The sequence below is a fragment of the Nocardia sp. CA-145437 genome (assembly GCF_050956485.1).
Lineage (GTDB): Bacteria > Actinomycetota > Actinomycetes > Mycobacteriales > Mycobacteriaceae > Nocardia.
The window spans coordinates 1932020-1951381 of record NZ_CP191204.1; the positions used below are offsets into that span (position 1 = coordinate 1932020).

General features: G+C 69.3%; 19 protein-coding genes. 11 read left to right on the forward strand and 8 right to left on the reverse strand.

The genetic code is table 11. The features are described 5' to 3' along the window. The first annotated feature begins 133 nt into the window (after positions 1-133). The 3 genes from hsaA (at position 134) to ACQPYY_RS08455 (ending at position 2775) form a co-directional block, all read left to right on the forward strand. Positions 134-1294 (forward strand): 3-hydroxy-9,10-secoandrosta-1,3,5(10)-triene-9,17-dione monooxygenase oxygenase subunit, encoded by a 1161-nt coding sequence (gene hsaA, locus ACQPYY_RS08445; protein ID WP_357090110.1) that lies wholly within the window; start codon positions 134-136, stop codon positions 1292-1294. Beyond that, entirely contained in the window at positions 1294-2148 is an 855-nt protein-coding gene (locus ACQPYY_RS08450; RefSeq protein WP_379101331.1) for an alpha/beta fold hydrolase, read from the forward strand. The genes hsaA and ACQPYY_RS08450 overlap by 1 nt, the downstream gene beginning before the upstream one ends. A gap of 102 nt (positions 2149-2250) precedes the next feature. Next, positions 2251-2775, forward strand: coding sequence for a DinB family protein (locus tag ACQPYY_RS08455; protein ID WP_433593335.1), 525 nt, complete (start codon positions 2251-2253; stop codon positions 2773-2775). On the opposite strand, the gene ACQPYY_RS08460 is transcribed toward ACQPYY_RS08455, so the two are convergent. Both ACQPYY_RS08460 and ACQPYY_RS08465 read right to left on the reverse strand, forming a co-directional pair. Next, positions 2776-3405, reverse strand: a complete 630-nt coding sequence (locus ACQPYY_RS08460) for a hypothetical protein (protein ID WP_433593336.1) — start codon at positions 3403-3405, stop codon at positions 2776-2778. It lies immediately after the preceding gene. A 32-nt stretch (positions 3406-3437) separates the two neighbouring features. Continuing rightward, positions 3438-5741 carry an ATP-binding protein gene (locus tag ACQPYY_RS08465; protein ID WP_379101337.1) on the reverse strand — a complete coding sequence of 768 codons (2304 nt, stop codon included), beginning with the start codon at positions 5739-5741 and terminating at the stop codon, positions 3438-3440. Between the two features lie 99 nt (positions 5742-5840). Here ACQPYY_RS08465 and ACQPYY_RS08470 point away from each other — a divergent pair, with 99 nt between their 5' ends. Next, entirely contained in the window at positions 5841-6272 is a 432-nt protein-coding gene (locus ACQPYY_RS08470) for an MmcQ/YjbR family DNA-binding protein (RefSeq protein WP_379101339.1), read from the forward strand. Here the strand turns inward: ACQPYY_RS08470 and ACQPYY_RS08475 are convergent. After that, positions 6263-7195 carry an alpha/beta hydrolase fold domain-containing protein gene (locus ACQPYY_RS08475; RefSeq protein WP_433593337.1) on the reverse strand — a complete coding sequence of 311 codons (933 nt, stop codon included), beginning with the start codon at positions 7193-7195 and terminating at the stop codon, positions 6263-6265. The genes ACQPYY_RS08470 and ACQPYY_RS08475 overlap by 10 nt on opposite strands. Before the next feature lie 80 nt (positions 7196-7275). Continuing rightward, entirely contained in the window at positions 7276-8124 is an 849-nt protein-coding gene (locus ACQPYY_RS08480; RefSeq protein WP_379101343.1) for an alpha/beta fold hydrolase, read from the reverse strand. A gap of 54 nt (positions 8125-8178) precedes the next feature. On the opposite strand from ACQPYY_RS08480, the gene ACQPYY_RS08485 reads away from it, so the two are divergent. Genes ACQPYY_RS08485 through ACQPYY_RS08495 form a run of 3 tightly spaced genes read left to right on the forward strand, consistent with a single transcriptional unit; the run spans position 8179 to position 11024 of the window. Beyond that, positions 8179-8775, forward strand: coding sequence for a TetR/AcrR family transcriptional regulator (locus ACQPYY_RS08485; RefSeq protein ID WP_433593338.1), 597 nt, complete (start codon positions 8179-8181; stop codon positions 8773-8775). 17 nt (positions 8776-8792) lie between these two features. Then, the gene (locus ACQPYY_RS08490; protein WP_433593339.1) at positions 8793-9935 is read left to right on the forward strand and encodes an erythromycin esterase family protein; all 1143 of its coding nucleotides are present in this window, start codon (positions 8793-8795) and stop codon (positions 9933-9935) included. Positions 9936-9965: 30 nt separating this feature from the next. Further along, positions 9966-11024: a hypothetical protein gene (locus ACQPYY_RS08495; RefSeq protein ID WP_433593340.1), complete on the forward strand. Its 1059-nt coding sequence runs from the start codon at positions 9966-9968 to the stop codon at positions 11022-11024. A 9-nt stretch (positions 11025-11033) separates the two neighbouring features. Here ACQPYY_RS08495 and ACQPYY_RS08500 read toward each other — a convergent pair whose 3' ends face one another. From ACQPYY_RS08500 to ACQPYY_RS08515, 4 genes are all read right to left on the reverse strand, one after another. Beyond that, positions 11034-12254, reverse strand: a complete 1221-nt coding sequence (locus tag ACQPYY_RS08500; RefSeq protein WP_379101351.1) for a bifunctional 3,4-dihydroxy-2-butanone-4-phosphate synthase/GTP cyclohydrolase II — start codon at positions 12252-12254, stop codon at positions 11034-11036. A gap of 202 nt (positions 12255-12456) precedes the next feature. After that, positions 12457-14265, reverse strand: coding sequence for an MFS transporter (locus ACQPYY_RS08505; RefSeq protein WP_379101353.1), 1809 nt, complete (start codon positions 14263-14265; stop codon positions 12457-12459). Positions 14266-14367: 102 nt separating this feature from the next. Next, on the reverse strand, positions 14368-14985 hold the full coding sequence (locus tag ACQPYY_RS08510) for a PadR family transcriptional regulator (RefSeq protein ID WP_357279630.1): 618 nt from the start codon (positions 14983-14985) through the stop codon (positions 14368-14370). Positions 14986-15022: 37 nt separating this feature from the next. Beyond that, positions 15023-15856, reverse strand: a complete 834-nt coding sequence (locus tag ACQPYY_RS08515; RefSeq protein WP_357090075.1) for an IclR family transcriptional regulator — start codon at positions 15854-15856, stop codon at positions 15023-15025. 247 nt (positions 15857-16103) lie between these two features. Between ACQPYY_RS08515 and ACQPYY_RS08520 the strand changes: the two genes are divergently transcribed. The 4 genes from ACQPYY_RS08520 (at position 16104) to ACQPYY_RS08535 (ending at position 19348) form a co-directional block, all read left to right on the forward strand. Beyond that, positions 16104-16598, forward strand: coding sequence for a flavin reductase family protein (locus ACQPYY_RS08520; RefSeq protein WP_357279627.1), 495 nt, complete (start codon positions 16104-16106; stop codon positions 16596-16598). A 109-nt stretch (positions 16599-16707) separates the two neighbouring features. Beyond that, positions 16708-17874 (forward strand): Rieske 2Fe-2S domain-containing protein, encoded by a 1167-nt coding sequence (locus ACQPYY_RS08525; protein ID WP_433593341.1) that lies wholly within the window; start codon positions 16708-16710, stop codon positions 17872-17874. An 11-nt stretch (positions 17875-17885) separates the two neighbouring features. Next, complete coding sequence (locus ACQPYY_RS08530; protein ID WP_379101360.1) at positions 17886-18131, forward strand: hypothetical protein; 246 nt, start codon at positions 17886-17888, stop codon at positions 18129-18131. Between the two features lie 134 nt (positions 18132-18265). Beyond that, positions 18266-19348 (forward strand): 2Fe-2S iron-sulfur cluster-binding protein, encoded by a 1083-nt coding sequence (locus ACQPYY_RS08535; protein ID WP_433593342.1) that lies wholly within the window; start codon positions 18266-18268, stop codon positions 19346-19348. Positions 19349-19362: the final 14 nt, after the last annotated feature.

The following is a 19362-nucleotide window of genomic DNA, read 5'->3' on the forward strand; positions in this document are numbered from 1 at the left end:
CTGCTCACAGCGGGCCCGGCACTACTCTTGTCTCCGGAACCGATGTTCCGATGATCGGGACTATTTCGGTTCGAAACAGTGTGTTGGTCATAACTTCGATGGCAGGAAACTCTGCACGAGGAGGAACGCCCGCATGACTAACAAGGTGCTCGATCGGGTCCGCGATCTGCTGCCCGCGATCCGGGAACGCGCGGTTCAGGCCGAAGAGCAGCGGCGGGTGCCCGACGCCAGCATCGCCGAGCTCACCGAGGCCGGTGTGTTCCGCATGCTGCAGCCGGCCCGCTTCGGCGGCATGGAGGAGTCCCCGGTCGCCTTCTACGAGGTGATCCGCGCGATCGGCACCGTGTGCCCGTCCACCGCGTGGGTGTCCTCGGTGCTGGGCGCGCACCCGTGGCAGCTGGCCCTGTTCGAGGACCAGGCGCAGCAGGACGTGTGGGCCGAGAACCCCGACACCCTGGTGTCCTCCTCCTACGCGCCGACCGGCAAGCTGACCGTCGTCGACGGCGGCTACGAGCTGTCGGGCCGCTGGCAGTTCTCCTCCGGCTGCGACCACGGCCAGTGGGTGTTCCTGGGCGCGCTGGTGCCGACCGCGACCGGCATGGACTACTACACGGTCCTGGTGCCGCGCACCGACTACCGCATCGAGGACACCTGGAACGTGTCGGGCCTGGCGGGCACCGGCTCCAACGACATCGTCATCGAGAAGGCCTTCGTCCCGGCCTATCGCGCCTACTCGGCCGCGGATCAGGCCAACCTGATCGGCCCCGGCCAGGCGGTGAACACCAACCCGCTGTACAAGATCTCGTTCGGCGCGCTGTTCTCCAACACCATCACCGCCCCGATCATCGGCGCGGCGCAGGGCGCCTACGACGCGCACATCGAGCGTCAGCGCGAGCGCGTGCGGCTGTCCTACGGTGGCCAGAAGGTCTCCGAGGATCCCTTCGCCCACGTCCGGATCGCCCGCGCCGCTTCGGAAATCGACGCCGCGGTGCTCCAGATGGAACGCAACATGTCCGAGCAGCTGCGCTACGCGCAGGCCGGTGAGGAGATCCCGTTCGAGCTGCGGCTGGCCACCCGCCGTGACCAGGTCCGCGGCACCGAGCGCGCGCTCGAGGCGATCGACCTGCTGTTCAAGAACTCCGGCGGCCACGCCATTCGCCAGCCGAACATCATCGAGCGCAACTGGCGCGACGCCCACGCGGGCAGCGTGCACGTGATCAACGACGTGGAGCGCGCGCTGGCCATGTACGGCAAGGGCGCGATGGGCCTCGAGGTCGCGGATCGGATGCTCTGATGACCCTCACCGCGGAGAGCACCACCAGGTGGGTGACCGTCGACGGTCACAAGCTCCGCTATCACGAGGCCGGCGAGGGCCCGGCGCTGGTGCTGTTGCACGGCTCCGGCGCGGGTGTCTCCGGCTGGGCCAACTTCGGTGAGAACCTGCCGGTGCTGGCCCAGCACTTCCGCTGCCTGATCCTGGATCAGCCGGGCTTCGGCGAGAGCGGTCGTCCGGAGGTGTACGAGCGCAACTACCTGCGCATCGCCGCCGACGCGGTGATCGGCCTGCTCGACGAGCTGGGCCTGGAGCAGGCGCACGTGCTCGGCAATTCCATGGGCGGCACGGTCGCGACCCTGCTCGCGCTCGAGCATCCGGGCCGCGTGGACCGCGTGGTGCTGATGGCCCCCGGCGGCGTCGGGGTGAACATCCTCGGACCCGAACCGTCCGAGGGCATCAACCGGCTCATGGAGTTCAACATGAACCCCAGCGACGAGAAGGCCATGGGCTTCCTGCGGGCCATGGTCTCCAACCCGGCCACCCTCACCGAGGAACTCGTCGCCAAGCGCCTGAAGGCCGCCGCCGACCCGAAGGGCCAGGCCGCCCTGCGCGACGCCTACGCCACCTTCTACAACCCGAAGCTGGCCGAGCCGGTTCCGCTGTGGGCGCGGCTCAAGGGAATCAAGCAGGAAGTGCTGATCCTGTGGGGCCGTGACGACCGGGTCACGCCGGTGGAGGGCTCGCTCTTCGCGGCCCGGCAGATCCCCAACGCGGACCTGCGCACCTTCGCCCGCTGCGGCCACTGGGTCATGGTGGAGCGCAAGGACGCGTTCGAGCGTTCGGTGATCGACTTCCTGAACAACGGCTTGTAGCAAGCGATTTCCCGTGATTCGGGGGGTGGGCGGTACCTCATGGGTGCCGCCCGCCCCCCGAATTCGTTTTCCCGGATTCGGGCCCGGCGCTAGAGTCCGACCATGATGTGGACTGCCCCCGAGGTCACCCGTTCGCAGCAGCTGCTGGCCGGCGACGAGCGCGCCATGCTGCATTCCCTGCTCACCCGCGGGCGAGAGATCCTGCTGTGGAAATGCCAGGGCCTCACCGGCGCTCAGCTCGCCACCCGCAGCGTGGAGCCGTCCACCATGTCCCTGCTGGGCCTGATCCGGCACATGACCGAGGTGGAACGCGGCTGGTTCCGCATGCGCGCGGCGGGCGAGGATCTGGCCTATATCTACTCCGACGAGATCAATCGTGACGGCGACTTCGACGACACCGACCCCGAGCGGGCCGAAGCCGACTACGCCCGGTTCGTCGAGGAACTGGCCTTGTGCGACAAGGCCGTCACCGACCTGGCCCTCGACCACACCGCCCCGCACCCCCGCACCGGCAAGGACCTGTCCCTGCGCTGGATCTACCTGCACATGATCGAGGAGTACGGTCGGCACGCCGGGCACGCCGACCTGTTGCGCGAACGCATCGACGGGGCCACCGGCTACCAGTGATCACTCCCCGGCTCGGCGGCGGCCCTCCCGGAAGAACTCGGTGAGCGCGTCCAGGTCGCCGAGTTCGGCGATGGTGCGGGAGGCGCCGAAGGACTGGTTCCAGAAGTCGCCGGTGCGTGGCCGCCACGGGCCCACATAGGCGTAGGGCTCGCCGATCAGGCCGTCGCCGGGCGAGACGCCGTAATTGACTTCGTCGATGTCGATCCCGAGATCGAAATGCTCGGGCCACAGCACCGGCGTGCGGTCGGGGGCCAGGGCGCGCAGGGCGTCATCGCCGAGTCCGTAAGCGCTGGTGAGGATCCGGGACTGCCGGGCGTCGACGAACAGGGGCGCGTCCGGGTCGAACGTCGTGCGGCTCGCGTACACGCCCTCCGGCATCCCGGGTTCGACCCTCGCCGCGGCGGCCAGCTCCGCGATCGTCGCGCCGTCGATCTTCCCGATCGGCAGGTCGTCGAGCAGGAGGACATCGGCGCGCACCGCGAGTCGTGGCTCCCGCACCGTGGCGAATCCGCCGGGCACCGGGATCAGCCGAATCGTCTTGCTGCGCGAGTATTCCGGTCCGGCCAGCAGTTGTTCGGCCACCGCGTGCAGGCTTTCGCGGGTCCGGCGGTAGTCGTCGATGGTCGTCATGCGAGCAAGTCCTCCGGGATGGTGGTCGGGACCTACAGGTCGTGTTCGTGGGCCCAGGCCGCCAGCTGGGTGCGGGAGGTCAGGCCGAGCTTGGTGAGGATGTGTTCGACATGGGTCTCGGCGGTGCGCACCGAGATGACCAGGTCGGCGGCGATCTTCTTGTTGCTGTGCCCGGCCGCCACCAGGCGGGCCACGTCCTTCTGACGGCGGGTCAGCACATTGGTCTCCGACAGCGTCGCCGTCACGGAGCGGGCGGGGCGCTTGAGCGCGGGCGGTGCGGTGACCGGTTCGGGCTCCGGCGCGGCGGTGTGGCCGAGCGCGTAGTCGATGGCCTCGCTCAGCGGCAGGCTCGCGCCGGCGCCGAACGCGGTGCGGAAGGCTTCCTCGCCCAGGGCCTCGCGGACCTTGAGCCGCTCCTTCTCGCCGACCGCGACCGTGATGGTGTGCGCCAGCCGGATGGTGCTGCGCTGCAAGGACTCCGCAGCGCCCAGCAGCCGCGCGGCCCGCTCGTGGTCGCCGCCCGCCGAGACCGTCCAGGCCAGGCCCTCGAAGGCCGACGACAGCCAGATGCAGCGCTCGAACAGAGCCAGCTGCTCGATGGCGCGGCCGTGGAATTCGGCGGCCGCCTCGAGTTCGCCGCGCCGCCAGTGGTCGATGCCGACCGTCCACAGCGCCAGCCCGCCCAGCAGATGCGAACCGGAGTCGGTGGTGAGTTCCAGGAACCGCTCCGCCAGTTCGGTGCGACCGGGCGCCTCCAGGACCATCGCCGCCATGAAAGAGAAGGCATGCGAGTCCATCTCGATCGCGTTCTGCCCGGTCTCGGCCGCCAGTTCGATGGCGCTGCGGCCCAGTTCCAGGGAACGTTCGCGGTCGCTGGCGAAGGCCAGCAGCGACCGGTCCAGCGCCACCTCGGCGAGGATGTCGTCATCGTCGAGGGTGGCGGCCAGTTCCATGCACTCGGTCACCAGCCGCGCCGCCGACTCCTGATCGCCCAGCAGGGCGGCCAGTGAGGCGGCCGAGGACAGCGCCTTGGCGCGTTCCGCGGTGCGCTCGGGGTTGCGGGTGAGCGAGTCGGTGAGCCAGCGGTAGCCCTCGGACAGGAACCGGTTGTGCTCCCAGAACGGCCGCAGCACCGTCACCGTGGCCATGGTGCGCAAGGGGTCGTCCTCGAGGCCCGACCGCAGTGCCGCACGCAGATTCGCGTGCTCGCGACTCAGTTCGCGGAACCACGCCACATCGGCGGAGGTCCAGTACGCGGTCTGCCCCTGCATGGCCAGCCGCCGGTAGTGCTCGCGGTGCCGGGCCCGAACCTCCTGCGCCGTACCGCGTTCGGCGAGCCGGTCGGCGGCGAACTGGCGGATCGGCTCCAGCATCGAGTACCGGGCCACGTCGCCGTCGAAGCGCAGCATCACCACCGACTTGTCGACCAGCCCGGTGAGCGCCTCGATGAGCGCGCCCGGCGCCAGCTCGCACACCGCTTCCGCGGCGTCGATGTCGAAGCCGCCCGCGAACACCGAAAGCTGTTCCCACAGCGTCTGTTCGGCGGTGGTGCACAGGTCGTAGCTCCAGCGGATCGCACCCTCGATGGTCTGCTGCCGTTGCGGCGCGGTGCGCGGCCCGGCGCTGAGCAGCCCGATGGTGTCGTCGAGGCGGTCGCGGATCTGCTCGGGGGTGAACATGCGCAGTCGCAGCGCGGCGAGTTCCAGCGCCAGCGGCATGCCCTCGAGGCGGCGGCAGATCTCGGCGAGCACCGCCCGATTGGCGGGGGTGGCCTCGAAGCCCGGGTTGGCGGCGGTGGCCCGCTCGATGAACAGTTGCAGCGCGTCGCCGTCCTCGCCCAGGGTGTCGGGCACGGTCAGCGGCGGCACCGGCATCACCTGTTCGCCGGGGATGCCGAGCACCTCGCGGCTGGTGGCCAGCACCCGCACATCGGGGGTGGTGGCGATGATCCGGCCGACCAGCGCGGCGCACGCCTCGATCAGATGCTCACAGTTGTCCAGAATCAGCAGCAGCCGCTTGTCGGCCAGGAATTCGGTGAGCCGGGGCAGCGGCGCGGTGGACTCGTCGCGCAGGTTCAGGGCCTCGGTGACACTCAGCGTGACCAGGGCAGGATCCTGCACGTCGGCCAGCTCCACCAGCCACACCCCGTCGGGGAACGCCCGCGCCACCAGGTGCCCGATCTGCCGCGACAGGCGGGTCTTGCCCATGCCGCCGGGGCCCAGCAGGGTCAGCACCCGGGTGGTCGGCAGCAGACGTTTCGCGGTAGCCAGTTCTTCGCGACGGCCGACGAATGAAGTGACCTCTTCAGGGAGGTTTCCATTGACACGCCGCGCCATGGGGTCCAACCTATGTGATTTGCCGCATTCAAGGCCAGCAGGCACGCATAAACCCAGCTCGCGGGCGCCCTCGGTGTGCGCGGCGATACACTCGACCGGGTGCCGAGCAGAAGCCGCCGCGCCCGCCTCGCCGACGTCCACGACCTGGCCGGGGCCATGCCGCACGTCTCCGTCGAGCACGGGCCCGCGGGCAACCCGGTCTATCAGGTGGGCCGCAAGTCCTTCGTCTACTTCCGCACCCCACGCCCCGACGCCGCCGACCCGGACACGGGGGAGCGCTACGACGACGTCATCATCATCTGGGTGCCGTCCGAGGACGACAAACTGGCCCTGACGCAGGATCCCGGCTCACCGTTCTTCACCACGCCGCACTTCCGGGGACACCTGTCGGTTCTGGTGCGCGGCAGCCGAATTCCCGAACTGACCCTGGGCGAACTCGCCGAAGTCGTGCAGGACGCCTGGCTTTCACGCGCCTCGGCCACTCGCGCCCGCAGGTGGCTGGCCGAGAACGGGCCCGCCGCTCAGGGCTGAGCCGACGGCTCACCGCCGTTCGGCCGGGTCAGCGCCGCACGCAGACTCGCGATCAGGACGGCCTGTGCCGCACGGCCTTCCGGGGTCGGCGTCAGCGGATAGACGTGCACCAGATCCGCGGCCTCGTGATAGTCGACCGCCACGCCCGCGGCCCGGGCCTTGCCGACCAGCAGCCGCGCATCCGGCATGAGAATGTCGCGGGTGCCGCAGAACACGGTCAGCGGCCCGAGCCCGGTGAAGTCCGCGAACAGCGGGCTGACCTGCGGGTCGGTGATGGACAGCGGCCCGCTCCAGCGCTCGCCGAGCACCAGGCCGCCGGGGCGGCCCAGCCACGGGTCGCTCGGCTGCACCTCGGCGATCTCCGGATTGCTCATCGACAGGTCCAGGGCGGGGGAGATCAGCACCGTGCGCGGCAGGATCACCTCGTGCTCGTCGCGCAACAGCAGGGCGGTCGACAGCGAGATCTGCCCGCCCGCCGAATCACCCGCCAGGCACACCTCGCCGTAGCGGGCCCGGTTGGCCAGCACCAGCTCCGCGAAGGCCGGGATCACCCGATCGGCGGTGCCGAAGGGGATCAGCGGGTAGATGGGAAGCGTGACAGTGGTTTCCGCGCGGGCCGCGATCTCCGCGGCCAGCCGCCAGTGCTGCGGCGCGATCTCGTTCACCCAGCCCCCGCCGTGGGCGTAGACGACATTGCCGCGGGCGCGACCGGACCGCGGCGTCAGCGTGTAGACGGGCCGGACCGAGTCGTGGAGCACCGAGACCTCGACATCCGAGCGCAGCCGGCGCGGCGGGCCGTAGGGCAGCGGCCGCAGGGTGCGCTCCCGGATGCGTTCCCGCGCGCCCTCCGCGGTGATGAACGGGCGATTGGCGCGCGTGGCCCGCAGATACCAGGGCACTATCCGGCTGAGCAGGCTGGGCATACGCGCCTCCGGGGGTTCTCTGGTGCCCACACCCCGTCGTGTGGCCGCTCCCGCCGACGATACCGAAACCCCGGCCCGGCCTATCCGTTCTCGATGACGGCGCCGGTCAGGAAGGCGGACATGGCCTCGGCCACGGCGTCGGGGCGATCCAGCATCGACAGGACGTAGGCGTCGTCGAGTTCGACCAGGCGGGCCTTGGGGATCAGCTCGGCCAGGCGGCGGCCGTGCTCGCGCGGCATCACCTTGCCCGCCGACGACCACAGGATCAGGGCGTCGCCGGGGAAGTCGCGCAACGCCTCGGTGTTCGCGATGTACTCGGCCTTCGACCGCGGGGAGCGCGCGTAGCCGAGCAGGTCCCGTCGAATCCGTTTGTCCCGCAGGCCCGGTTCGGTCCAGCCGCGGACCAGGTCGTCGTCGATCGGGCGACGCGCCATCCAGCCGAACATCACCGGGGTGGCGCGCAGCCACGACACCCGTAACTGCCTGAGCGCCAGCGTGACTCCGCCGGGCAGCGCGCACGCCACGATGGCGGTCTTGCCGGGCAGTCCGGGCGGGAAGTTGTCGAACGCCTCGCAGGGCAGCACGATCAATCGCCCGACCCGCTCGTCGAGGCCGTACGCGGTCAGGAACAGCCCGCCGCCCCAATCGCTGTGCACCAGGGTGACATCGCGCAGATCCAGCGCGGTGAGGAATTCCGCGAGCAGGTGATTCAGCCCCCGCATGCTCAGGTCGGCGTCCGCGCGCAGCGGCTCGGGATGCGCGCCCAGCGGCAGATCCGGCAGGACGTATCGGAAGCCCGGGGGCAACTTGCCGATCACCTCGTCCCACACCGTGTGATTCATCAGCAGTCCGTGCAGCAGCACGACCGCCGGTCCCTCGCCGCGTTCGGCGTAGTGCACCTGGCCCACGCTCAGTTCGACTGTCGGCATCGCCTTCTCCCCTCTAGAGCACACGCTCTAGTGCGTTTGCTCTAGTCTGGACGGGTGCACGAGAAGCTGTCAACCACCACCCGGGATCGCCTGGTCACCGCCGTCGCGGAGCTCATGCGCGTCCAGGGCTACAGCGCGATCACCGTCAAACAGATCACCGCGGCCTCGGGCGCCCCGATGGGCTCGCTCTACCACCACTTCCCAGCCGGGAAGGCGGGCATCGCGGCGGAGGCGCTGCGCACCTCGGGCGCGGCCTACATCCAGTTGCTGCCGCTGCTCATGGACGCGCACGAGGATCTGCGCGAGGCCGTGCCCGCCGCGTTCACCGCCGCCGCCGAGACCATCGAGCAGAGCGGATGGATGAACATGTGCCCGGTCGGGACCGTGGCCGGGGAGGTGGCCGACAGCGAACCCGGGATCCGTGAGGTGGCCGCGGACGTCATGCGGTCCTGGATCGACGAGGGGACAAGCTATTTCGTGCGGCGCGGCCTCGGCGAAGCCGCTGCCCGGGAGCTGATGGTGGCCGTGTTGTGCGCCCTGGAAGGCGCTTTCGTGCTCAGCCGGACCCTGCGCTCGACCGAGCCGTTGCTGGCGGCGGGACGGGCGATGGGAGCCCGCGTGAGCCAGTTGCTTGACATCAATATTGGTTGAGGTTGGAGGGTGGGGTCATGTCGACCGAAACCACTCTCGCCGTCACGCCCTTCGATGACACGACCGCCGAGACCCTCGCGCGGTCGCTGTCGCCCGCGGTCGTCGTCGGCATCGGCGAGTCCACCCGTTTCGCCCACCAGACCTTCGCCGTGCGCGACGCGATCTTCCGGAACCTGGTCGAGCGCCACGGCTTCCGCACCCTGGCCGTGCAGGACAGCGCCGACGTCGGCGCGACCCTGGACGCGTACGTCCGCACCGGCGCCGGCACCGCCGTCTCCGCCCTCGACCTGTCCTGGCGGCCTTGGCGCACAGCGGAAATGGCGGAGGCCCTGACCTGGATCCGGGAGTTCAATCAGGCCCACCCCGACGATCCGGTCGGCATCATCGGCGTCAAGCCGGTGCAGGCCAAGCCCGAGGACTACGACACCGTCCTGGACGCGGTCCGGGCCCACGCGCCGGACCACGCCGGCGAACTGGCCGCGCACCTGGACCCCATCCGCACCGCGCACACCATCGACGAACACGTCCAGCGCGCCCGCGGCGTCCACCCGGGCCGCCCCTTCCTCGACCACGCCCGCGACGCGTCGGCGCTGGTGGCGTCGATCCCGGAACTCGGCGAGACCGCCCGCGCCCGAATGGCTTTGATCGAGGAGTTCCATCGGCACAGCGTGGCGGGCCGGGGGAGTTTCGCCGGGGACGGCGAGAGGTGGGCGGCCACGATCATCGGCCACCATCAGCGCACCGGATCGCGCACCGTGTACTGGGACGGCATCGCGCACATCTCCGCCGGGGCCGCCGCGATCGGGCTGGCGGCGAGGCAGGAGGCGACGGCCAGTGTCGGCAGCGTGCTGCGCGAGCATTTCGGCCGTGACTACACCGCGGTCGCGATCGGATTCCATCACGGCGATGTCGGCGTGGCCGAGATCCCCGCTCCGGCATCGGATTTCCTCGACGCGCGGCTCGGGGCCGCGGGCCCGGACCGGCTGTGGCTGGATCTGCGCACCGATCCGATCCCGGGGCCGGCCAAGCTGCGGGTGATCAGCGGCGTCTACGACCCGGTCCGGGATGCCGACGAGCACTTGGCGATTCGCGATCTGCCGCGGGCGTTCGACCTCCTCGTACACATCCGTGCGGTAACAGCTGTGCGGTGGCTGCCCTGAGACCACCCCGCCGTCGAATACGCTGCGCCGGTGAGTGCAGACCTTGGGGATGACTTCCGGCAGCCGACGGAAGAGCAACGGCGGCAACGCGATGCGGAGGCGAACGAGTGGTGGGCGCGCAATTACGGTCGCCGAGTGGAGCTGGGCGGCTTCGGTGAAGCGCTCTCGGCGCTGCTGGCCGCCGAGCTCACGGACTGGTCGTGGGCCGAGATCGATGAGGTCTATACGAAATTGGCCTGGGAGTCGACCCGCGACGACGCGGCCGGGCTGGTCTTCGCGGCCGTGGACGGCGCGGAACTCGTCGCCGTCGAGACCCGGCGGGTGGCCACCGCGCCGGGGTTCGGGTACGGGGAGTTCACACAGCTCGTGCTGTCGTATCCCTGCGGGTCGGCCGTCGTCGATCACGTGTTCACCACCGCGCTGGCCGACTGCGTCGGCGTCCTGGGCGAACCGGACCTGGTCGGCGGCCCGGGCGCGCAGGCGATGTGGTGGCGCGGCGGGGAGATCGTGACGTTGGGCCGGTCGATCCGGCCGATCGAGGTGAGCCTGCGGATCGAACCGCGCGGCCCGCGCGAGACCGAGCGGGAGTTCGACTGGGAATACCATGAGGACCACTGGCCGGGGGAGTGCTGGCTGGCGTGGCCGGACGAGTCGCGCGCCTGGGACATCGGGGCGCTGGGCGACAAGGAGCCCGACGCGGCCACCCTCGAGGAGCTCGAGGACCACATCGACCGCCTGTTCCTGTCGCTGACCGTGGACCTGCCGGTCCTGCATCCCCTTGTCCCGCACGTGATCTGGGTGATCACCCTGGCCGATCGCCCGCACTGGATCGCGCAGGGCTTCTTCGCCGCCAACGCCCAGTCCCGGCTCGAGGTGCGCGAGGACGACCACACGCGCGGGCAGATGTACAACCACGGTGTCGGCGCGGCCCGGCAGATGGCGGCCGAGACCAAGGCCGCGATCCGCCGTTCGGGCGTGAAGTACCCGTCGGACTTGCGTTTTCAGGCCTGGGTGTCCCCGGCGAAACCGGCTTTGCAGGCGTTCCGGCTCGGGCTCCGCTGGGACGAGCACCGCCGGGACGACGACTGAACCCGGTCGCTAGCCGACCGCGGGAATGTCGGTCAGCAGGTGGCTCATCCGATCCCGCTTGGTGGTCAGATAGTGCACATTGTGCTCGGTCGGCTGGGTCTGCAGCGGGATCCGGGCGTGCACCGCGATGCCGTGGGCCTGCAGCCCGGACTGCTTGGCCGGGTTGTTGCTCAGCAGCCGAACCGAATTCACCCCCAGATCGCGCAGGATGTGGGCGGCCGCCCGGTAGTCGCGGGCGTCGATGGGCAGGCCGAGCCGGACATTGGCGTCCACGGTGTCGGCCCCGCCGTCCTGTAGTTCGTAGGCGCGCAGCTTGTTGAGCAGCCCGATGCCCCGGCCTTCCTGACCACGCAGGTAGACCACGACCCCGCGGCCCGCGGCGGCCACCGCTTCCAGGGCGGCGTCGAGCTGTTCGCCGCAGTCGCAGCGCAGCGACCCGAAGGCGTCACCGGTCAGGCATTCGGAATGCACTCGGGCCAAGGCGTTCTCGCCCGACGGGTCGCCCAGGACCAGAGCCAGGTGTTCGGCGCCGGTGTGGGCGTCGGCGTAGCCGTAGACCCGGAAATCGCCGAAGCGGGTGGGCAGCCGGGTCTCGACCTCGCGGGAGATGCCGTGCTCCAACCGTTTCCGGTACTCGATCAGGTCGGCGATGGAGACCAGCGGGATGTCCCATTCCTTCGCCAGGATCAGCAGATCGGGGAGCCGGGCCATACCGCCGTCGTCATCGACCACCTCGGCGATGACACCGGCGGGCCGCAGCCCCGCCAGGCGCATGAGGTCCACGGCGGCCTCGGTATGGCCCGGACGGCCCAGCACGCCACGGTCGTTGGCGCGCAACGGGAACACGTGGCCCGGGCGGGAGAGCTGTTCGGCGGTGGTGCGCGGATCGGCCAGCAGGCGCATGGTGTGCGCGCGGTCCGCCGCGGAGATGCCCGTGCTGACACCGGTGACGGCGTCCACGGAGACGGTGTACGCGGTGCCCTTGGGGTCCTCGTTGACCGCGGTCATGGGCGGCAGCCCGAGCCGGTCGCAGTCCTCGCCGGTCATGGGCACGCAGAGGACGCCGCTGGTGTGCCGCACCAGGAACGCGATGTTCGCCGCGGTCGCGTGTTCGGCGGCCAGGATCAGATCGCCCTCGTTCTCGCGGTTCTCGTCGTCCACGACCAGCACCATGCCGCCGCGGGCCACCGCCGCCACCGCGCTCTCGATGGAGTCCAGTGCACCGGTCATCGTCGACCAACCTCTCCGGCCGCACGAACGATGGCTTGCAGAACTTGGGCTTGCGGCCTATTACCAATAGAAATATGACTGGCGGAGAACATCGAGGTCAGGTCTCGGTGAGCGGTCACGGAAAGGGCCCGGAAGCGTATCGCTCCCGGGCCCTTCCCCTTCAATCAGTGCCTCGCGGTCAGTGCCGCAGAATGCCCCGCGGTCAGTGCGCGGCACCACCCGTCGCCGGGGTCCGGCCGTGCTTCATGATGAGCGCTCCGACGAGCGCCACCGCCGCGGAGGCAGCCACGAAGTAGAAGCCCAGCTCGTAACCCTTGTCGGCGTACAGCATCGGGATCTCCTTGGTGACCGGCGGCGCGCCCGTCACCGACACCACGGCCTTGACCGGGTTGGCGGTCAGCAGCGCGGTGGCCACCGCGAGACCGATCGCGGCGCCCATGGCCTGCATGACGCCGAGCATGCCCGCGCTGATGCCCTGCTGTTGCGCCGGAACGCCTTCCACGATCAAGTTCGGCGTGGACGCGTAGTAGAAGGCGAACGCGACACCGTAGACCGCGCTGATCAGCGCCTGGGTCTGCCAGCCGTGCGAGAGCGCCGCGTAGGCCAGACCGCTGCCCACGAAGATGGTCAGCGCCGTCACCAGCGGCCAGCGGGCGCCCGAGCGCCGGATCCACAGACCGCCGAGGAATCCGAAGATCATGGCGATCAAGGACTGTGCGAGCGTCACGTGGGTGGCGAACTTCATCAGCGTGAAGTTGTCGCCGTAGCTGTAGCCCGGTTCCAGATCCACCTTCACCATGTCCGGCGGCAGGTGCTGGTACACCGCCTCCGGCGGCACCTGGGCGTTCACCATCTCCGGGGTCACCTGGGCGTTGACCTTGTCGGTCAACTGCTGCTTCAGTTCGGCCGGCAGCTCCATGCCCGGGGGCATGGCGGCCTTGGCCTGCGCCTCGGCCGCAGCCAGGCCCTGGGCCCGCGCCTGGGTCAGCGCCTGCGCCTGCGCCTGGGCCAGCGCACCCTGCTTCACCTGTTCCCAGGTGGCGTCCTTGACCTGCGAGACCACCTCCGACGACGGCGGCGACTGGGTCATGTAACCGGTTGCGTAGGACTGGTATCCGATCATGAACGAGGCCAGCAGACCGATGAACAGCACCACGCTGACGCGCGGGTTGAACAGCAGCTTCATGTCCATGATGGGGTTCTTGGCCCGCATCTCCACGATCGGGAACAGCGCCAGCAGCGCCAGGCCGCCGATCAGCCAGACCAGCGTGGACGGCTTGCTCCAGCCCCAGTCCTGGCCCTTGTCCAGGTACAGCAGGGTGAGGGTGGCGCCGGCGCCGAGCAGCACCGCGCCGATGATGTCCAGGCGCTGCGGGGTGCGCAGCTTCGACTCCGGGACGAACAGGATCAGCAGCGGCGTCATCACCAGGGTGAAGATGAACAGGAACCAGAACAGTCCACGCCAGCTGGTGTGATCGGTGATGTAGCCGCCGATCAGCGGACCCGCGAGCGCCGAGACGCCCAGACCCGTGGAGGCGATGCCGAGGCCGATGGGCACCATGCGGCGCGGCATCAGGTCGCGGATCAGGCCGTAGGACACCACGGTCGTCGCGATGGCGGTGGCCTGCAGCGCGCGGCCCACGAGGAAGATCGCCCAGGTGCTGGTGAGCGCGCACAGGACCGTGCCGATGAGGAACAGCCCGCCGCAGATCAGGAACATCCGCTTCTTGCCGTAGATGTCGCTGAGCTTGCCGATGAGCGGGGACACCGCGGCACCGAAGATGCCGAACACGATGATGGCCCAGTTGATGTTCGCGCCCTGGTCGGGGAAGGTCGGCGCGATCTGGCGCAGGGCGGAGGCGACCATGACGTACTGCATCGGGGAGATCTCGGTGAACAGCACGATGATCGCGAGGACCGACCAGATCCTCAGGTTTGACGCGCCATCGAGACGACCCGAGTCGTCAGGCGCAGTTCCGGGCGGCACCGCGGTGTCGACGGAGGTGGACATAGTGCGTCCTCCAGGGTGGGTAGTAACACGATCCTGTGAACCGTGTCACGCCCGAGGAGTGCTGCCCATCACAAAGTCCGGTCAGTGGGAATCACCGGAATTCTATTTCTTCGCGGTCTTCCTGCGGCTACGCTGTCTCGCCAGTTTGTCCAAATCTGACAGCAAGTCCTCTGCGAATTCCTTCTCCGCCTCGTAATGCTTGACGCACCACCGCAAGACCGCGCTGGGGTAGGCCCAATCCGGATTCACGTCCGCGCCCTCGGCGTCGGCCTGCGCCCGGCGGCGCATGGTCTCGGTGTATTCGATGTGCTGCTGCAGGATCTCGCGCATCCGGTCCGGCTCGGCCAGATGACCGAGCCAAGCCCGCAGCATCACACTGTGTTTGAGCACCGGGGCCTCGACGGGGGAGTGGTTGACCCACTCCGAGGCGGCCTCGCGCCCGGCCTCGGTGATGGCGTACATGCGCTTGCCGCGCATGCCGTCCTCGGAGACCACGGTCCGCGACACCGCGTACCCGTGTTTCTCCAAACGTTTGAGCTCGGCGTAGATCTGGGAGAACGAGGGGCTCCAGTAGAAGAACTGCAGACTCCAGTCGGCCCACTTCTTGAGGTCGTATCCGGAGAGTTCCTCGGCATGCGAGAGCATTCCGAGCACCGCCCACGCGGTCGTGGGCAGGTCCGGAATCGCCCGCGCCTCCGCGGACGGCACGCCATCGATCATCATCGAACTGTATCGCCCCGGCATGTGCCCGCTCCGATCAACGCCAGTGCGCGCGACGCGGGAACAGGGTGCGGCCGGCCTCGTGGGCGACCTCGAGCACGACGCGGGCCAGCCGGTCGTAGCTCATGCCCTCGGCGCGACCCGACAGCGACAGCGCGGCGGGCGCGGTGCCCCGTCCCCGCAGCGGCGCGGCGACGCAGGCGATGCCGGCGATGGCCTCCTCGCGGTCGATGGCCACGCCCTGGCGCAGGCGGATCTGCTGCAGCTCGCGGGTCAGCGCCTCGGGCTCGCAGATGGTGCGCGGGGTCAGGCGCGGCAGGCGGGTGCGCAGCGCGGCCTCGGCGATGTTGGGCTCCAGACAGGCCAGCATGGCCTTGCCGAGAGCGGTTGCGTGCGCGGGCATCCGGCCGCCCAGGCGGGTGGGCAGGCTCGCGGCGAAGCGGCCGCCGGCCTTGTCCAGGTAGACCACGTCGCGGCCGTCGAGCACGGCCAGGTGGCCGACCATGCCGGTGCGCTGGCTCAGCTCGTGCAGCAGCGGGGAGACGGCGTCGCGGATCTCGTTGTGGTCGGCGGTCAGGCCGCCCAGCTCGAGGGCGCGCATGCCCAGCCGGTAGCCGCCCGAGGTGTGGGCCAGCCAGCGCAGTTTGATCATCTGGTCCAGGATCCGGTGCACGGTGGACCGCGGCAGCCCGGTGCGCTCGACCAGACCGAGCAGCGTGAGGGTCGGGGTGGAGGCGTCGAAGGCGTCCAGGATCAGCGTCATGCGCTCGATCATCGAGACGGGGACCTCGGCACTCGCGCGAGATTCCTTGGCGCGCATGGGGTTGTGGGGGTGTCGAGTATCCGCGGGCGGCAGCATGGCGATGGTCATATGTACCTCCGTTGGTTCATATCCGGGCTGGGTGTATCGGATGGGGCTATTCCGATTAGGCATGTACCTAGCTCGGACCTTGTGCTACCCATCACAGTGCCGCACGCCACAACCTGCGGAATCGGGAGAACTACGTAAAACCTACGGATCCGTGTCCCGATCACCGAACCACCGTGTTGACGCCTCCTGCTCACGACCTGCTGTCATGACTGCTAGCTATATTTCGGATCGAAATAAGGAGGAGCCGGTGCTCGATCAGACCCCGGCCATCGACGCGACGGCCTTCAAGACCGTCCTCGGGCGTTTCTGCTCGGGGGTCACCGTGATCACCGCCCTCGACGAGGACGAGCCGCTCGGCTTCGCCTGCCAGTCGTTCGCATCGCTGTCCATCGACCCGCCGCTGGTGAGCTTCTTCCCGGCGCGCAGCTCGAGCACGTGGCCGCGCATCCGCGAGATCGGGCGGTTCTGTGTCAACATTCTGGCCGACGACCAGGCCGAGCTCTGCCGGCAGCTGGGCCGCCCCGGCCCGGACAAGTTCGCGGGCGTCGAGTGGGCCCCCTCGGAGAACGGTTCGCCGTTGCTCGCGGGCGCCATGGCGTCGATCGACTGCGAGCTCTACGACGAGGCCGACGGCGGCGACCACACCATCGTCATCGGACGCGTGACCTGCTTGAATGAACATTCCGAAGCCAAGCCGCTGCTGTTCTACCGCGCCGCGTTCGGTCGTCTCGAGCATCCGTAATCGGGCCCGTCTCGACTATCAGTAGTCACCGCCCGGCCAGTGAGACTGCACTGTCGTCACCGTCACACCGGCCGCAACCATCGAAGCAAGGCAAGGGAGAGGAATTCACATGACCACCACGGACAGTGAGGTGCGAGTCATCGATGCCGGGAAGCCCCCGACTCGATTCGCGCGCGGCTGGCACTGCCTGGGCCTGGCCGACTCCTTCCGCGACGGAAAGCCGCACACCGTCAAGGCTTTCGGCACCGAGATCGTGGTGTTCGCGACCGAGAGCGGCGAGCTCAACGTGCTCAACGCGTACTGCCCCCACATGGGCGGCAACCTGGCCGACGGCACCGTCAAGGGCGACTCCATCGCGTGCCCGTTCCACGACTGGCGCTGGAACGGCAAGGGCAAGTGCACCGGCATCCCCTACGCGCGCCGCGTGCCCCCGCTGGCCCGCACCAAGGCGTGGCCGACCATGGTCGAGAACAAGCAGCTGTTCGTCTGGCACGACCCGGAGAACAAGCAGCCGCCCGCCGAGCTGGCCATCCCGCGCATCGACGCCGCTTTCGACGACCAGTGGACCGACTGGACCTGGAATTCCATGATCGTCGACGCCAACTGCCGCGAGGTGGTGGACAACGTCGTCGACATGGCGCACTTCTTCTACGTGCACTACGGCTTCCCGACCTTCTTCAAGAACGTCTTCGAGGGCCACACCGCCAGCCAGTACATGACCTCCGTGTCGCGCGAGGACATGATGGGCGAGACCGCCAAGGCGCTGGGCGGCAAGAACGTGCTGCAGTCGGAGGCCTCGTACTACGGGCCGTCCTACATGATCGACTACCTCGAGAGCGAGAGCCCGAACGGGCTCGTGGTCGAGGGCTACCTGATCAACTGCCACTACCCGATCAACGAGAACCAGTTCGTGCTGCAGTACGGCGCGATCGCCAAGAAGCCCGAGGGCGTCCCGGCCGAGCAGGCCGCGGAGATCGCCGCCAAGTTCGTCGGCGGCCTGGGCAAGGGCTTCGAGCAGGACGCGGCCATCTGGAAGCGCAAGTCGCGGATCAACAACCCGCTGCTGTGCGAGGAGGACGGGCCGGTCTACCAGCTGCGTCGCTGGTACGAGCAGTTCTACGTGGACGCCGGCGAGGTCGCGGACGAGATGACCGACCGCTTCGAGTTCGAGGTGGACACCACCCGCGCGGTCACCGCCTGGGAGGCCGAGGTCGCCGACAACCTGGCCAAGCGCGACGCCGCCGTGGCGGGCCACGCATCCAGCACCGGCGCCTGAGAGGCAGTGCCATGGACAAGGTTTCGTGCCGGTCCTGCGGGACCTGCGTGCAGGTCGAGAAGTTCAGTGACCAGCACACCAGCGTGCAGTGGAACAAGGACGCGCAGGCCGCGTGCACGGAACTCGAGAAGACCGGGTTGCGTTCGCACACCTGCCGTGAGCTGCGGGCCAGCATCGACGAGGCGGTCGCCTCGGGTGCGCTGACGGTCAGCACGCGGGATACGGACGTCCGTACCCGCGGGCGAACTCTGGCCTGAGTGAGTGCCGGCCCGCCGCGGGCCGGCCTCCTCCGGGTGGGCCTTCCGACGTCGTCGGCGGTCGGCCCCGGTTTACTGATACCCGCCTGGGCGGGTTCGAAACGAACAGCACAGGAATGGAACTGGTGGAACGGATGACGGTCACAGACTTCGAGGTAGACGAGGCCGTGGCGACCGCTCAGGTGAGCGGGATCACATCGGCGACGATCGTGCGCGTGGTGCGCGAGACCGCCGACGCGGTGTCGCTCGAGCTCGTTCCCGACGCCGCGCACACCGAACGGTTCGCCTACCGTCCGGGCCAGTTCCTCACCCTGCGCATCCCCAGCGACCGCACCGGCTCGGTCAGCCGCTGCTACTCGCTGTCGAGCGCCCCGCACGAGGGCGGCCCGCTGAAGGTCACCGTCAAGCGGACCGTCGACGGCTACGGCTCGAACTGGCTGTGCGACAACGCCGCCGAGGGCCTGGCCCTGGACGTGCTGCCGCCCGCCGGCATCTTCACCCCCGAGTCGCTCGACACCGACCTGCTGCTGTTCGCCGGCGGCAGCGGCATCACCCCGGTGCTGTCCATCCTGAAATCCGTGCTGGCGCAGGGCAGTGGCCACTGCACGCTGATCTACGCCAACCAGCACGAGAACTCGGTGATCTTCGCCGAGGAACTCGCGGAACTGGCTGCCGCGCACCCGGATCGGCTGCTGGTGCTGCACTGGCTGCAGTCCGTGCAGGGCCTGCCCAGTGTGGCCGGCCTGGCCGCGCTGGCCCGGCCGTGGGCGGGCCGGGAGGTCTTCGTCTGTGGTCCCGGCCCGTTCATGGACGCGGTCGCCGCCGCCATGACCGAGCTGGGCGCGGACCGCAAGCGCGTGCACGCCGAGAAGTTCGTGTCGCTGTCCGGCAACCCGTTCGAGGCCGACACCGCCGCGAGCGAGGCCGTGATCGACGACGGCGACGCCGCGACGGTGCGGGTCGAACTCGACGGCGAGAACCACGAAATGCCCTGGCCGCGTCAGCGGACCCTGCTCGACACCATGCTCGCCAAGGGACTGGACGCCCCGTACTCGTGCAAGGAAGGCGCGTGCAGCGCCTGCGTGTGCCGCGTCCTGACCGGCGAGGTCACCATGCGCCGCAACGAGATTCTGGAGGAGGAGGACATCGCCGACGGCTATGTGCTCGCCTGCCAGGCCGTTCCGGTCACCGACGACGTCACCGTCACCTATTCCTGATATCCCGAATCTCC

Coding starts and splice junctions, on each gene's coding strand:
- ACQPYY_RS08515 (WP_357090075.1), bottom strand. CDS start 15,856: ATGACCATCGCCATGCTGCCGCCCGCGGATACTCGACACCCCCACAAC.
- ACQPYY_RS08530 (WP_379101360.1), top strand. CDS start 17,886: ATGGACAAGGTTTCGTGCCGGTCCTGCGGGACCTGCGTGCAGGTCGAG.
- ACQPYY_RS08510 (WP_357279630.1), bottom strand. CDS start 14,985: ATGATCGATGGCGTGCCGTCCGCGGAGGCGCGGGCGATTCCGGACCTG.
- ACQPYY_RS08450 (WP_379101331.1), top strand. CDS start 1,294: ATGACCCTCACCGCGGAGAGCACCACCAGGTGGGTGACCGTCGACGGT.
- ACQPYY_RS08535 (WP_433593342.1), top strand. CDS start 18,266: ATGACGGTCACAGACTTCGAGGTAGACGAGGCCGTGGCGACCGCTCAG.
- ACQPYY_RS08500 (WP_379101351.1), bottom strand. CDS start 12,254: ATGACCGGTGCACTGGACTCCATCGAGAGCGCGGTGGCGGCGGTGGCC.
- ACQPYY_RS08475 (WP_433593337.1), bottom strand. CDS start 7,195: ATGCCCAGCCTGCTCAGCCGGATAGTGCCCTGGTATCTGCGGGCCACG.
- hsaA (WP_357090110.1), top strand. CDS start 134: ATGACTAACAAGGTGCTCGATCGGGTCCGCGATCTGCTGCCCGCGATC.
- ACQPYY_RS08460 (WP_433593336.1), bottom strand. CDS start 3,405: ATGACGACCATCGACGACTACCGCCGGACCCGCGAAAGCCTGCACGCG.
- ACQPYY_RS08480 (WP_379101343.1), bottom strand. CDS start 8,124: ATGCCGACAGTCGAACTGAGCGTGGGCCAGGTGCACTACGCCGAACGC.
- ACQPYY_RS08490 (WP_433593339.1), top strand. CDS start 8,793: ATGTCGACCGAAACCACTCTCGCCGTCACGCCCTTCGATGACACGACC.
- ACQPYY_RS08455 (WP_433593335.1), top strand. CDS start 2,251: ATGATGTGGACTGCCCCCGAGGTCACCCGTTCGCAGCAGCTGCTGGCC.
- ACQPYY_RS08465 (WP_379101337.1), bottom strand. CDS start 5,741: ATGGCGCGGCGTGTCAATGGAAACCTCCCTGAAGAGGTCACTTCATTC.
- ACQPYY_RS08525 (WP_433593341.1), top strand. CDS start 16,708: ATGACCACCACGGACAGTGAGGTGCGAGTCATCGATGCCGGGAAGCCC.
- ACQPYY_RS08505 (WP_379101353.1), bottom strand. CDS start 14,265: ATGTCCACCTCCGTCGACACCGCGGTGCCGCCCGGAACTGCGCCTGAC.